The organism is Kitasatospora sp. NPDC057198 (genome assembly GCF_042670125.1).
In the GTDB taxonomy this organism is placed as follows: domain Bacteria; phylum Actinomycetota; class Actinomycetes; order Streptomycetales; family Streptomycetaceae; genus Kitasatospora.
Map to the genome: position 1 here is coordinate 1 of NZ_JBHUWH010000196.1, position 13,495 is coordinate 13,495.

The window sequence follows — 13,495 nt, forward strand, 5'->3', positions numbered from 1 at the left end:
GACCCGACCGTCCCCCGCCGGGCGGCCCCGGACCGGACCGACCGGACGTCAAGGGTCGGCCAAACCAACGGTGTTGGCCGCCCGCGGCGCCCGGGCGGGGGACAATGCTGCTCGGGCCCCGCCGCGGCGGCCCGCCGACGTGCGCCGGACGACCGGACGACCGGACGAGCAGGGGGAAGCACCGCCGATGCAGCATCCAGCCGAGGGCAGCCCCGACGGCACCACCACGGTGCTCCAGCCCGGATTCCTCGCCTCGCTGTTCCGCGAGCTCGGCGCCGACGAGGACGAGGACCCCACCACCGAAGGCCGCACCACCGCGGACCCCACCACCGAAGGCCCCGCTGCCGGGGGCCCCGCCGCCGGACCGGCTCCGACCGTGCTGCCCCCGCGGTCCGGACCGGACGGAGCGGCGGACGACCCGGTCGCCGCGCACGGCCGGGCCGCCGCGCTCACCCACCACCGCACCCTCGCCGTCCAGGCCGAGCACCAGCACCTCGCCGACCTGCTGCGCCGGGCCGCCCAGCCGGTCTCCGCGATGGACTTCGAGAGCCAGCTGCGCAGCTACCAGCCCCGGCCCTTCCCGGACGACGGCCCGCAGGCCGAACCCGAGCCCGCCTGGGCCGACTTCGCGCCGCCCGAACCCGCCGACCCCGACCCCGACCAGCCCCGCTCGCGCCGCCTGCTCGACTCCGGCTACCAGCGCGAACTGGCCCAGGCCCGGCTGCGCCACCAGCGCGCGCTGCGCGAGTGGCGCACCCGGCAGGCCGAACTCGCCGACAGCGGCGCCGTCGCCGCCCGCCAGGCCCACGAGGAGGCCGAGCGGGCCCGCGCCCGCGCCGTCCAGGAGTACAACGACAGCCTGGAGGAGTGCCGCCGCGCCTACCGGCAGGCCGAGCCCGCCGCCGTCGAGTCGCTGCTGGAACGCGCCCTGGCCGCCGCCGAGGGCGCCACCCGGGACCTGCCCGCCCCCTGCCGCGCCGTGTTCCGCGCCCTGACCCGCACCGCCGTCCTCGACCTCGACCTGCCGCCGCTGGACACCGTCCCCGCACTGGCCGGCTACCGGCTCACCGAGGCCGGCGAGACCGAACCCGTGCCCCGCCCCGCCGCCGACGTCCGCACCGACTACCTTCGGCTGGCCGCCCGGCTCGCGCTGCGCGCCCTGCAGGCCGCCGACGCCGTCGACACCGACGAGGTGCTGGCCGGCGTCGTCCTGAACGGCTGGCTGCGCGTCCCCGGGCAGCCCCCGCAGTGCCTGCTCAGCGTCGACGCCGACCGTGACGCGCTGGCCCGCACCCGGCTCGTCCCCGACGCCGGGCACCTCGGCGACGAGGGCGCGGACGGCGGCGTCTACGCGGAGGCCGAGCACGACGAGTCGCTGCTGCGGCTGCGCGCGCTGGCCGCCGTGATCACCCCCGACCCGTACGCGGGCGAGGCCGTGCAGCCCTGGGGCAGCGCCTCCTCGGCGGTGCCCGCGCTCGACGAGCTGTCGCCCGGCGAGTTCGCCCTGCTGGTGCGCGCCGTCCTCACCGCGGGCGGCCTGCGGGACTGGAGCGTGCGGCTGCGCGGCCCGGCCGGCCTGGTCGCCACCGCCGAGGGCGACCCCGGCAGCGGACTGCCCGGCCGCTGGGTGGTCTGGGCCTCCCGCGGCCCCGGCCCGGTCACCGCCGAGGAGATCGCCACCCTCGCCGAGGCCGTCCGCGAGGAGGGCGCCGACCGCGGCCTGCGGATGACCTGCGGCCGGTTCACCGAGGAGGCGCTCGACCTCACCGGCGAGGACCGCCACCAGCGCATCCACCTGATGGACGGCCCCGGCATCCGCGAACTCGCCCGCACCCACCTGGAACTGCCGCTGACCCTGTGACGCCGCCGGGAGCCGGGGTGAGCCGGGGTGAGCCGGGGTGAGCCGCGGGGAAGCGGCGGGAAGTGACGGGTTCGCCCGGCGGTCGGCCCGACGGGCTGTCAGGCTGGGAGCGTGGAGAACCGATTCCCCGGCCACCGGAGCGACCGGCGCGCGGCCGCGCAGGCCGTCCGGCAGACGGCCGAGCACGAGCGCGAACTGGCGATGGCCGAGATGTACGCCGAGTGCGGGCTGCTGCGCGAGCTCGCCGAGTCGGCCGGCGTCCGCCTCGACGACACCGTCGACTCGCTGACCGCCCTCGACCAACTGCTGCCCCGCTGGCGCGACGACCCGCAGGTCTCCCAGTGGCTCGGCACCGACGCCGGCCTCTACCTCGGCACGGTGATCCGCCGCCGGGTGCCGGGCGCCCGCTGGCGGCTCGCCGCCGACGGCCGCCCGCTGATGGTGCTCGGCACCGGCTTCGAGCTCGACGCCACCGCGATCGGCCGCGACTGGGCCGTGCAGGGCGCCCCGCAGCTCGCCGCGGTCTACCGGGCGGCCGGCGACGGCTGAGCGCCGCGCAGGGCGCCCCGCCCGCGGGCGTCACCCCGACGGTCCGTCCGGGCGGCGCGCCGCCGGTGCCTCCCGCAGGCTGGTCGCAGGGCCCGGCACCGTCCGGCCCGGGCCGGACGGACTGGATGCCCGTGGGCAGCGGTCAGCGCAGCCGTCCGGCCCCCGGCACCGTGACGGGGAGGCCGAAACTGACCGCCGTGCTGGTCGCCGCGGGCGCCTTCCTGATGACCCTGATCGGCGGCTACGTCGCCCAGCGCACCGGGGACCGCCGCCACCTCGTCCTCGGCTTCGCCGCCGGACTGATGCTCGGCGTGGTCGCCTTCGACCTGCTGCCCGAGGCGATGGAACAGGCCCCGCAGCAGCTGCACGGCGTCCCCGAGGCGCTGCTGATGTTCGCCGCCGGGTTCCTCACCATCCACGTCGTCGAACGCGCCGTCGCCATCCACCGCGGCCACGAGGGCGAGTACGCCGCGCACAGCCACGGCCACGCGCACGGCCACGCGCAGGGCGCGGGCCACGGCGAGCGGCAGCGCGAGCAGGGCGTCGGGATCGCGGCGGCCTCCGCGCTGGTCGTGCACAGCATGATGGACGGCTTCGCGATCGGCGCCGCGTTCCAGGCCGGGACGACGGTCGGCACGGTCGTCGCCATCGCCGTCGTCGCGCACGACTTCGCGGACGGCTTCAACACGTACACCCTCACCCGGCTGTACGGGAACGACCGGCGGCGGGCCGTCGCCCTGCTGTTCGCCGACGCGCTCGCACCCGTCACCGGGGCCGGGATCACGCTGCTGTTCACCATCCCCGAGCAGCTGCTCGGGCTCTACCTCGGGTTCTTCGGCGGCTTCCTGATGTACCTGGCGACCTCCGACATCCTGCCCGAGGCGCACAGCCCGCACCCGTCCAAGGGCACCCTGGCGTGCACGCTGCTGGGGGTGGGGTTCATGTGGCTGGTGGTGGGGCTGGCGTGACGGGGGGCGCCTCCGGCGGGGCGGGGCGGCTGCCGGGGCGGGGTCACGGGGTGGGGCCGGCCTCGTAGGCTTCCTCGGCGTGCCGCAGGGCGCGGAGCAGGGCGTCCTGTTCGGCGGGGCTGACCGGCCCGAAGTACTCCTGGGCGACCTCGTGCCGGACCCGGGAGATCCGCTCCAGCGCGTGGTGCCCGTCCGGGGTGAGGACCAGGCGCACCGCGCGGCGGTCGGCCGGGTCGGGGGTGCGGGCGACCAGGCCGGCCTCCTCCAGGGCGTCGACCACGGTGGTGGCGGAGCGCGGGGCGATGTGCAGCCGCTCGGCGAGCTCGCTCAGCCGCATGGTCCGGGCGCTCTCGCAGCCGGGCGCGTGGGCGAGGGTGCGCAGGGCCCGGCCCTGGGCGGGGGTGAGGCCGTACGGCTCCAGCCGCTGCATGGTCCGTCGGCGGATCCGCTTCATCGCCCTGGTCAGCGCGTCGGCGAGTTCCGCTGCGGTGTCGGCGGGGCCCGGGGAGGTCATGGGCACAGGGTAGCGGTCGGGTCGGGGCCGGTACGGAGGGTGATCGATCTCGCCTCGATAACTTGTTGAGCTTGGCTCAGTAAACGAGTAGCTTGGGCGAGCCCGAGCGCCCCCGCGCCTTCGATCCGAGGAGTCCGTCATGGCCCGCTCCACCGCCCGCGTCAGCACCGACCGCCCCGCCCGCTACGCCAAGCAGCTCGCCGCCCACATGGGCCGCAAGGTCCCCGCCGAGTGGTCAGAGGAGACCGGCCGCGGCTCGCTCGTCTTCGGCGCCGGCCGGGCCGAACTCACCGCCGGGGACGGCGCGCTGCTGCTGTCCGTGGAGGGCGCCGAGGAGAGCCTCGCCCAGCTGGAGGACGTGGTCGGCCGCCACCTGGTCCGCTTCGGCACCCGCGACGAGCTGGTCGTCGCCTGGCAGCGCGACGGCGGGGCGGCCGGCACCGTCCAGCGCCTCACCGGCGAGGAGGGCTGACCGCCCCGCGGCCGCGTCCCGCGTCCGCTCAGCCCTGGCGCAGCGGGGGCATCGGCACCGGCACGTCGAAGGCCGCGGCCCCCGCGCCGACCCCGCCCTCGCAGCTGTTCGGCGGCGCGGTGGTCACGCCCCGGGTGGACGGCTTCTCGGCCGCCCAGAACATGAAGCCCAGCAGCCCGGACGTCGTCCCCGCCCCGTTCGGCGCGGCGCTCCGCACCCAGTCGCCGGTGGCCTTCTGCACCGAGTTCGCGAAGTCGTTGCACTCGGGCCGGACCTTCGAGCCCTCCGCGATGTACAGGCTGCCGGTGAACTTCGCCGGGGCCAGCGGCGGGATCGCCGGGTTGTAGGTCGGCTTGCCGTCCAGGTGCTCCTGCCAGTTGGCGGTCGCCGAGGAGGCGGCCGGCTGCCTGCTCGGCACCATCGCGTTGGCGTAGTCCAGCACCGGGTGCGCGGTGGTCAGCCAGTTCGCGGTGGCGTACTGGTCGATGCCGATCAGCCAGCGGTCCCCGGCGGCCACGTCGATGGTCAGCCGGGCGGCCGGGTCCGCGCCCGAGGCGTCGTACGGGTGGGCGGCCCGGTAGGCGTCCACGAACGCCTGCAGGCCGGTCAGGTTCGGGCTGTTGCTGTTCTCGTAGTCGATCTCGATGCCCACGCCGAGCCTGCTCGCCAGCGCCGCCGCCTTCTGGCCGAGCAGCGTGCCGTTCCGGGCCAGCGCGGTGTCCCAGTCGCCGGTGTACGTGATGCCGCCGATGGAGAGCATCACCCGGATGCCGTGCGCGGTGAAGTAGTCCACCACCTGCTGGTTCATGCCGACCGGCACCCCGGCCGCGTTCCCGGCGTCGGTGGTGCCGTCCAGCAGCCGCAGCGGGTTGACGAAGCTCAGCACCACCACGTTCACCGAGGGCCGGCCGTCGCCGCGGTCGACCAGCCAGTGGTTGGCGGCGTCGAACCCGGCCATGTCGCGCACCTTCGCCCAGGTGCAGGCGTCGTCGCTGCAGTGCCAGGCGCCGTACACCTGCATCGGGGAGGCCGCCGCCGCGGCCGGTTGGACCGGCAGCGCCGTCACCGCCAGGGCGAGCAGCGAGGCCGCCACCGAGAAACGCGTCATGGGCATGACTGGGGAACGCACATTCGCCTCCCGGCGATCGCGTGCTGATGGGTGGGGAACAGGGTGCGCGCGGGCCGGGTGGGCGTCAATGGTCTGGACCGAACCGGCCGGTGACGGACCGTCAGTCCCCAGGTCGCGGCTGGTCCGGCAGCAGGCGCGGCAGCAGCCGGTGCAGCAGTCGGTGCAGCCCGAGCAGCAGCAGGCCGGCCAGGCACCAGCTCGCCAGCACGTCCAGCAGCCAGTGGAAGTCGCTCCACACCAGGCCCGCCCCCACCCCCAGGCAGACCAGCGCGGCCACCGCGCCCACCCGCCGCCCGGCCGCCACCGGCAGCACCCGGGCCAGCAGCAGCGCCGCCGTCCCGTACGCGATCGAGGAGGTCGCCGTGTGGCCCGACGGGTACCAGCCCCACTGGCTGCCGGCCAGCGGCACCCCGTACGGGCCCGGCCGGGCGAACCACACCTTCGCCGGCACCACCAGCAGCGGGACCAGCACCGCGGCCACCACCGCCACCGGCACCGGCACCCACCAGCGCGGACGCCCCCCGCGCCGGGCCAGCCAGGCCGCCAGGCCCGCGCACCCCAGCAGCACCGGGACCGCGACCAGCCCGCCGCCCAGGTCCGACAGCGCCACGCCCAGGTGGTTCAGCAGCGCCGAACCGATCGCCCGGCGCAGCCGCCGCACCCCGTCGCGCACCGCCGTGTCCACCCCCAGCAGCGGCCCGTCCACCGCGACCTGCCAGGAGACGACGGCCAGCACCACCGCGAGCGCCACGGCCAGGACGGCAAAAATCGGCCGCCCCGGAGCAGGGGGGAGAGCTCCGGGGCGGCCAAGGCGATCGCCGCGCCGTGCGGCCCGGGGGGTGTGGGCGGGACGGCCGGTCGATCGGTCAGGTGCGTCCGCCTCGGCGGCGGACGGAGTGGTGGGCAGTGGGTGCTGTTCGCTGTCCATCTGTGATGACAGTACGTCAAAGCCGAGGCCGGGAACGGCGGACCCGCCATCGTGCACAGCATCTTCACCACCGGCGGGGCAACCTCCACCCGGTCGGCCGACAGCCGGACGCGCGGGGGCGGAGCGGGATCCGCCCCGCCCCGACCCCGCGCCGCCCACCAGCGGATCCGTCCGTTCCGGAAGCCCGGATCAGACCGCCGCGAAGGCCGACTCCAGGATGTCCAGGCCCTCGGTCAGCAGGTGCTCCGGGATCACCAGCGGCGGCAGGAAGCGCAGCACGTTGCCGTAGGTGCCGGCGGTCAGCACCACCAGGCCCTCCGCGTGGCACGCCTTCGCGATCGCCGCGGTCGCCTCCGGGTCCGGCTCCTTGCCGCCCGGCTTCACCAGCTCCACCGCGATCATCGCGCCGCGGCCGCGGACCTCGCCGATGCGCACCCGGTCGGAGTCGGCGAACTTCTCCTGCATCGCCCGCAGCCGGCCCAGCATGACCTCGCCGATCCGCCGCGCCCTGCCGTTCAGGTCCTCGGACTTCATGGTCTCGATCGCGCCCAGCGCGGCCGCGCAGGCCACCGGGTTGCCGCCGTAGGTGCCGCCCAGGCCGCCCGCGTGCGCGGCGTCCATGATCTCGGCCCGACCGGTCACGGCCGCCAGCGGCAGACCGCCGGCGATGCCCTTCGCGGTGGTGATCAGGTCCGGGACGACGCCCTCGTCCTCGCACGCGAACCACTGGCCGGTGCGGCAGAAACCGGTCTGGATCTCGTCCGCCACGAACACGATCCCGTTCGCCTTCGCGAACTCCACGACCGCCGGCAGGAAGCCCTTGGCCGGCTCGATGAAGCCGCCCTCGCCCTGGATCGGCTCGATGATGATCGCCGCGACGTTCTCCGCGCCGATCTGCTTGGTGATGACCTCGATCGCCTGCGCGGCGGCCTCGGCGGCGCAGTTCTCCGCGCCCGTCAGCCAGCGGTACGGGTACGCCACCGGCACCCGGTAGATCTCCGGCGCGAACGGGCCGAAGCCCTGCTTGTACGGCATGTTCTTCGCCGTCAGGCCCATGGTCAGGTTGGTGCGGCCGTGGTAGCCGTGGTCGAACACCACCACGGCGGTCCGCTTGGTGTAGGCGCGGGCGATCTTCACCGCGTTCTCCACCGCCTCGGCACCCGAGTTGAACAGCGCGGTGCGCTTGTCGTGGTCGCCCGGGGTCAGCTCGTTCAGCTGCTCCGCCACCGCCACGTAGCCCTCGTACGGGGTCACCATGAAACAGGTGTGCGTGAACGCGGCCAGCTGCTCGGTCGCCCGCGCCACCACGGCCGCGGCGCTGTTGCCCACGTTCGTCACGGCGATGCCCGAACCGAAGTCGATCAGGCTGTTGCCGTCCACGTCCTCCAGCACGCCGCCGCCGGCCCGCGACACGTACACCGGCAGCGTGGTGCCCACGCCGGCCGGGACCGCGCCGAGCTTGCGAGACTGCAGCTCCTGCGACTTCGGGCCGGGGATCGCGGTGACCAGTCGGCGCTCCTGCGGGAGCGGCGTTGCAGCGCTCATCTGTCTTCTCCAAGTTCTTGACGCGGTAGTCGCAGGCTACGACCGGCCGCGCGGCGCGGGCATGCGCCACTCGGTAGTGCTCGGACGACCCAATTGTCCGGCGCGGCCAGTGGCCGAAGATCGGCTGCGCGCCCGCGCACTCCACTACATTGGCCCCCGGGTGTGTCGGTGGGACGGCGGAGCGGGTATGGCACCGCCGGCAACGTAGGAGGGGCCCGAAGTGGAACTGAACGACGCGAGAACCCAGCACACCCACCCCCATCTCCCCCCGCCCCGCACCCCCTTCCACCTCCTCACCTGGGCCACCGCCCCCCGCCCCGAGACCGCGCCCGGCATCTACCGGCAGAACCACACGCCCCACGACCCGAAGGCCGCCGAACAGGCCAGGACCCCGGCGGGGCCGCTGCTGCTGCGGGCGGCGCTCAACCTGCTGGTGGCCCTCTTCCTCTACCGGTACGTGGTCGAGGCCGAGGTGTTCCTGATCCAGGCCGTCGGCCTGGGGACCCAGCTCACCAGTGCGCTCGCCAACCCGATCGCCCTGCTGCTGGGAGGGATCGCCGCGGTCCTGGAGATCTGGGTCTTCGGCAGGATGGGCCGCTGGCGCGAGGTCGGCCGCCGCTTCCTGCTCCCGCTGCTGTCCCACACCGTCACCGAGGCGCCCGTGCCCCCCGAGGAGGCGCCCGTCGTGGACGTGTGGGCCGAGCTGCGGCCGGCCGGCGAGGCCGTGCGGCGGCTGGACGGGGAGCCGGCCGGGGACGTGGACTACGTGCGGCTGCACCAGGCGTGGCGGACGGTGGGGACGGACCCGGTCGCGTGGCAGGAGTTCGCGGGGCAGCTGGCGGCCAGGGGCGCGGCGGCCTGCGCGCACCCGTCCGAGCAGCGGGACCTGCCGGGCGGGCGGGCGGCGCGGCACGACCTGCTGGTGCGCCAGGTGCGGCTGGGCACGGCGCAGGACGTGCCGAAGAACCCGGTCACCCACCGCAACGCCGGGTTCGCGCTGGACCCGTCGGTGCTGGGCACCTCGCTGCTCGCCGTCGGCCCGGCCGGCACCGGGAAGACCGCCTCGCTGGCCCGCCCGGTCGCCGAGGCGCTGTGCCTGCAGGCGCTGGCGGGCGCGGCCTGCGCGGTGGTGGTCGGCGCGGCCGACGCGAACCTCGGGCCGGACGACTGGTACGACGTGGTGATCGCCCCCGGCGACCCGGAGGCCCCGTACGGCCTGGACCTGTACGGTGCGGCGCCGCACTCGGACGAGGCGGCGGCCCGGCTGGCGGACGCGCTGCTGCCGGACGAGCTGGCGCCGCGGGCGGAGAGCGCGCGGGCCGCGATGCAGCAGGTGGTCGGGCCGTACCGGGCGGCGTACGGCGGTTACCCGGGGGTGCGGGCGCTGCGGGCGCTGCTGGCGGGGGACGGGGAGGGCTGGGCGGAGCTCGGCGAGCGGCTGCGCAAGTCGGGCCGGTGGGCGGAGTTCGAGGCGGACCTGCAGCAGCGCGAGCGGATGCACGGCCGGGCCGACGACCCGGGGGCGCTGCTCGCGGACCGGCTCGCGCTGCTGGACCGGCCGGCGCTGGCGGCCGGGTTCTCCGGCGGCCCGGGGGCCAAGCCGGCGTTCGCGATGCGGGCCCTGGAGCACCCGCTGCGGGTGCGGGTGAAGCTGCCCGAGCGCAGCCACCCGGAGGCCGCCCGGATCCTGTCGCGGCTGCTGCTGGGCCAGTTCACCCAGGCCGCGGCCGACCGTCGGGACCGCGAGCTGTTCGCCGGGATGGTGCTGGACGACGCGACCGCCGCGGTCGACGCGCAGGCGGTGCGCGGGGTGCAGCGGCTGCGCGGCGCCAACGCGGGCGTGGTGCTGCTGCTGCGCACGCTGTCGGACCTGCCGGAGGCGCTGCGGGCGCCGCTGTTCGGCGCGGTCGGCAACCGGATGGCGTTCCCCGGCATCGCGCCCTGGGACGGCCGGCTGTTCTCCGAGGCGTGGGGCACCCACCTGGTCCGGGAGACCGCGGTGACGCACGTGCCGGACACCTCCGGAGGAACGGTTCGCCGGGCCGGGCGGCTGGTGCGCAAGGCGCTGTCCGGCACCACCGCGCAGACCGAGTCGGTCACCACCCGGGACGTCGAGCGGCACCGCTGGTCGCCGTCCGACCTGGCGCACGCGCTGCCGTCCGGGCACGCGGTGGTCTCGCTGACCTCGGTGACGGGGGAGCAGGTGCCGCCGCTGCTGGTGGACCTGCGGCACTGAGCGGGGAGGCGGCGGCGGGTCGCGGACCGGTCATCGTTGGGTCACGGAAGCTACGGACCGGCGGATTCCGGCACCCCGGGTTGTCCGGAGCGTCCATAATGGGGGGAGATCCCTCACTCGCCCGGCCGCAACGGCGCGGCCAGGTCGAACCACCGAAGGTGCCATGCCCCCCACTCTCGCCTCCGTCGTCCGCAGCACCGCGCTCCACCTGACGGTGCTGGCCGGCGCGGACCACCTGGAACGACCCGTCCGCTGGGTGCACACCAGTGAGCTGGACGACCCCACCCCCTTCCTGGAGGGGGGCGAGCTGCTCCTGACCACCGGCATCAAGCTGGGCAAGGGCGCCGCCGGGCTGCAGGCGTACGTGCACCGGCTGGCCGACGCGGGCGTGGTCGGCCTCGGGCTGGGCGTCGGCCTCTCGCACAGCGAGGTGCCGCAGGCGCTGGTGGAGGCCGCCGCGCAGCGCGGGCTGCCGCTGCTGCGGGTGCCGGAGGCGACGCCGTTCATCGCGATCTCCAAGACCGTCTCGGCGGCGCTGGCCGCCGAGCAGTACGAGGCCGTCACCACCAGCTTCGAGGCCCAGGAGGAGCTGACCCGGGCCGCGCTCGGCAAGGACGGCACCACCGCGATCGTCCGCCGGCTGGCCGCCCGGCTCGGCGGCTGGGCCGCGCTGTACGACGGCTCCGGCGCGCTGTCCGCGGTCGCCCCCGACTGGGCCGCCCGGCGGGCCGGCCGGCTGGCCGCCGAGGTCGACCGGCTGCGCCGCCGCCCGGCCCCGTCCAGCGCCGCCCTGCAGGGCCGGGCCGGGACGATCGACACCGCCGACGAGGACTACGTGGTGGTCCAGTCGCTCGGGGCGGACCGCCGGCCGCGCGGCTTCCTGGCGGTCGGCACCGAGGACCGGATCACCCCGACCGAGCGGTACGTGCTGAACGCCGCCGTCGCGCTGCTGACCCTCACCCTGGAGCGCTCGCGCGAGCTGCGGCAGGCCGAGGAGAAGATGGGCGCCGCGCTGCTGCGGATGGTGCTGGCCGGTGAGGTGGGCACCGCCCGGCAGGTCGCCGGCGGGCTGTTCGGCGGCCTGCCCGAGGGCACCGTGCGGGTGCTGGTGGCGGCCGCCGGGCCGGGGCCGGAGGCCGCGGAGGCGCTCGGCGAGCTGGGCGACCGGGCCGAGAACGCCGGCGGCAAGGTCGGCGAGAAGCTGCTGGTGGCCCGCGAGGACGGCCCGCACGGGCCGCGGCTGACGGTACTCGCGCTGGACAACGGCTCGGTGCACCGGGCCTGCCTGGGCGCCGTCGAGGAGCACGAGGGCCTGTCGCTGGGCGTCTCCGCCCCGGCCGCCCTGGAGGAGGCGGGCACCGCCCGGGCCCAGGCCGAGCGGGCCCTCGCGGTCGCCCAGCGCGGCGGCCGGCGCACCGTCGACCACGAGGAGGTCGGGGCCGGCTCGCTGCTGCCGCTGCTCGGCGAGGAGGCGGTCACCGCGTTCGCCGAGGGCCTGCTGCGCCCGCTGCGCGACCACGACCGGACCGCCCGCGGCGACCTGGTCGCCTCGCTGCGGGCCTGGCTCTCCCGGCACGGCCAGTGGGACGCCGCCGCGGCCGACCTGGGCGTGCACCGGCACACGCTGCGCTACCGGATGCGCAGGGTCGAGGAGCTGCTCGGGCGCTCGCTGGACGACACCGACGTCCGGATGGAGCTGTGGCTGGCGCTCAGGTCGGGCGAGGAGTAGCCCGCCGGGTGGGCCGCGGCGTCCTAATCGGACCTCCGGTTTCATCCCGTCCGTCCAATCGGAAACCCCGATGCCGCGCCCTACCGTGAAGGCGACAAGTCTTTCGAGGGAAGGGGCCGGTGCGACCGTGACCACCACTCATGAGTTCTGGCTGGCCGGGCGGCGGGCGAGCGGCGAGACGGCGTTCGAGGTGCGCCACCCGCACGACGGCAGCCTGGTGGCGACGGTCGGCGTGCCGACGGACGAGCAGGTGGAGGAGGCCGTGGCGGCCGCCGCCGCCGCGGTGCCGGTGTTCGCCGCGACCCCGGCGCACCAGCGGGCCGCCGCGCTGGACCACGTCTCCAAGCGGCTGGCCGAGCGCACCGAGGAGATCGCCAAGCTGATCACCGCGGAGAACGGCAAGCCGATCAAGTGGGCGCGCGGCGAGGTCGGCCGGGCCGTGTCGGTGTTCCGCTGGGCTGCGGAGGAGGCCCGCCGGACCAACGGCGAGACCATGCGGCTGGACACCGACCCGGGCGGCACCGGCCGGTACGCGATCGTGCGGCGCTTCCCGCGCGGGGCGGTGCTGGGCATCGCGCCGTTCAACTTCCCGCTGAACCTGGTGGCGCACAAGGTGGCCCCGGCGATCGCGGTGGGCGCGCCGATCATCCTGAAGCCCGCCCCGGCCACCCCGCTGTCCGCCCTGGTGCTCGGCGAGATCCTGGCCGAGACCGACCTGCCGGCCGGCTCCTGGAGCGTGCTGCCGGTGGAGAACGCCAAGATGCCCGCCCTGGTGCAGGACGAGCGCCTGCCGGTGATCTCGTTCACCGGTTCGGACAAGGTCGGCTACCAGATCATGGACTCGGTGCCGCGCAAGCACGTCACCCTGGAGCTCGGCGGCAACGCCGCGGCCGTGGTGCTGGCCGACTGGAGCTCCGAGGCGGACCTCGACTGGGCGGCGGGCCGGATCGCGCTGTTCGCCAACTACCAGGGCGGCCAGTCCTGCATCTCGGTGCAGCGGGTGATCGCCGACGCGAGCGTCTACGACCGCCTGGTGGAGAAGGTCGTCGAGAAGGTGCGGGCGCAGGTCACCGGCGACCCGTACGACGAGGCCACCGACGTCGGCCCGCTGGTGGACGAGAACGCCGCCAAGCGCGTCGAGTCCTGGGTCGAGGACGCGGTGGCCAAGGGTGCCGAGGTGCTCACCGGCGGCAGCCGGGACGGCGCCGCGTACGCCCCGACCGTGCTGGCCGAGCTGCCCGCCGACGCCGTCCTGGCCACCGCCGAGGTGTTCGGCCCGGTGCTGTCGCTGCACCGGGTGGAGGGCACCGAGGAGGCGTTCGCCGCGGTCAACGACTCGGCGTTCGGCCTGCAGGCGGGCGTGTTCACGCACGACGTGCAGACCGCGTTCCGGGCCCACCGCGAGCTGGAGGTCGGCGGCGTGGTGATCGGCGACGCGCCGTCCTACCGGGCCGACCAGATGCCGTACGGCGGCGTGAAGGACTCCGGCGTGGGCCGCGAGGGCGTGCGCTACGCGATGGACGACTTCACCTTCGAGAAGGTGCTGGTCCTGACCGGCCTGGAC

At 75.8% G+C, this 13,495-nt stretch carries 11 protein-coding genes; 7 read left to right on the forward strand and 4 right to left on the reverse strand.

What is annotated here, in order from left to right; all coding sequences use genetic code 11:
• Nucleotides 1-187 precede the first annotated feature (187 nt).
• From ACFUEL_RS21775 to ACFUEL_RS21785, 3 genes are all read left to right on the forward strand, one after another.
• Entirely contained in the window at nucleotides 188-1,861 is a 1,674-nt protein-coding gene (locus ACFUEL_RS21775) for a restriction endonuclease (RefSeq protein WP_380238160.1), read from the forward strand.
• Between the two features lie 111 nt (nucleotides 1,862-1,972).
• Entirely contained in the window at nucleotides 1,973-2,410 is a 438-nt protein-coding gene (locus ACFUEL_RS21780) for a DUF6278 family protein (protein ID WP_380238162.1), read from the forward strand.
• 224 nt (nucleotides 2,411-2,634) lie between these two features.
• A complete protein-coding gene (locus tag ACFUEL_RS21785) occupies nucleotides 2,635-3,378 on the forward strand; it encodes a ZIP family metal transporter (RefSeq protein ID WP_380238178.1) in 744 nt (247 codons plus the stop codon).
• Between the two features lie 43 nt (nucleotides 3,379-3,421).
• Here the strand turns inward: ACFUEL_RS21785 and ACFUEL_RS21790 are convergent, their stop codons facing one another.
• On the reverse strand, nucleotides 3,422-3,892 hold the full coding sequence (locus ACFUEL_RS21790) for a MarR family winged helix-turn-helix transcriptional regulator (RefSeq protein ID WP_380238164.1): 471 nt from the start codon (nucleotides 3,890-3,892) through the stop codon (nucleotides 3,422-3,424).
• A 139-nt stretch (nucleotides 3,893-4,031) separates the two neighbouring features.
• Between ACFUEL_RS21790 and ACFUEL_RS21795 the strand changes: the two genes are divergently transcribed.
• Entirely contained in the window at nucleotides 4,032-4,364 is a 333-nt protein-coding gene (locus tag ACFUEL_RS21795) for a DUF2218 domain-containing protein (RefSeq protein ID WP_380238166.1), read from the forward strand.
• Between the two features lie 28 nt (nucleotides 4,365-4,392).
• On the opposite strand, the gene ACFUEL_RS21800 is transcribed toward ACFUEL_RS21795, so the two are convergent.
• The 3 genes from ACFUEL_RS21800 to gabT form a co-directional block, all read right to left on the reverse strand.
• On the reverse strand, nucleotides 4,393-5,472 hold the full coding sequence (locus tag ACFUEL_RS21800) for a glycoside hydrolase family 18 protein (RefSeq protein WP_380238167.1): 1,080 nt from the start codon (nucleotides 5,470-5,472) through the stop codon (nucleotides 4,393-4,395).
• A 121-nt stretch (nucleotides 5,473-5,593) separates the two neighbouring features.
• A complete protein-coding gene (locus ACFUEL_RS21805; protein WP_380238169.1) occupies nucleotides 5,594-6,244 on the reverse strand; it encodes a phosphatase PAP2 family protein in 651 nt (216 codons plus the stop codon).
• A gap of 366 nt (nucleotides 6,245-6,610) precedes the next feature.
• The gene (gabT, locus tag ACFUEL_RS21810; RefSeq protein WP_380238171.1) at nucleotides 6,611-7,966 is read right to left on the reverse strand and encodes a 4-aminobutyrate--2-oxoglutarate transaminase; all 1,356 of its coding nucleotides are present in this window, start codon (nucleotides 7,964-7,966) and stop codon (nucleotides 6,611-6,613) included.
• 220 nt (nucleotides 7,967-8,186) lie between these two features.
• Between gabT and ACFUEL_RS21815 the strand changes: the two genes are divergently transcribed.
• The 3 genes from ACFUEL_RS21815 to ACFUEL_RS21825 all read left to right on the forward strand — a co-directional run.
• On the forward strand, nucleotides 8,187-10,202 hold the full coding sequence (locus tag ACFUEL_RS21815) for an ATP-binding protein (protein WP_380238173.1): 2,016 nt from the start codon (nucleotides 8,187-8,189) through the stop codon (nucleotides 10,200-10,202).
• Nucleotides 10,203-10,365: 163 nt separating this feature from the next.
• On the forward strand, nucleotides 10,366-11,931 hold the full coding sequence (locus ACFUEL_RS21820) for a PucR family transcriptional regulator (RefSeq protein WP_380238174.1): 1,566 nt from the start codon (nucleotides 10,366-10,368) through the stop codon (nucleotides 11,929-11,931).
• A gap of 127 nt (nucleotides 11,932-12,058) precedes the next feature.
• Nucleotides 12,059-13,495: aldehyde dehydrogenase family protein (locus tag ACFUEL_RS21825; RefSeq protein WP_380238176.1), on the forward strand; the 1,437-nt coding region annotated here is incomplete at its 3' end.

Bases quoted from the DNA above. Each gene is read 5' to 3' on its own strand.
- ACFUEL_RS21775 (WP_380238160.1), top strand. From the start codon at position 188: ATGCAGCATCCAGCCGAGGGCAGCCCCGACGGCACCACCACGGTGCTC.
- ACFUEL_RS21785 (WP_380238178.1), top strand. From the start codon at position 2,635: ATGACCCTGATCGGCGGCTACGTCGCCCAGCGCACCGGGGACCGCCGC.
- ACFUEL_RS21790 (WP_380238164.1), bottom strand. From the start codon at position 3,892: ATGACCTCCCCGGGCCCCGCCGACACCGCAGCGGAACTCGCCGACGCG.
- ACFUEL_RS21795 (WP_380238166.1), top strand. From the start codon at position 4,032: ATGGCCCGCTCCACCGCCCGCGTCAGCACCGACCGCCCCGCCCGCTAC.
- ACFUEL_RS21800 (WP_380238167.1), bottom strand. From the start codon at position 5,472: ATGACGCGTTTCTCGGTGGCGGCCTCGCTGCTCGCCCTGGCGGTGACG.
- gabT (WP_380238171.1), bottom strand. From the start codon at position 7,966: ATGAGCGCTGCAACGCCGCTCCCGCAGGAGCGCCGACTGGTCACCGCG.
- ACFUEL_RS21820 (WP_380238174.1), top strand. From the start codon at position 10,366: ATGCCCCCCACTCTCGCCTCCGTCGTCCGCAGCACCGCGCTCCACCTG.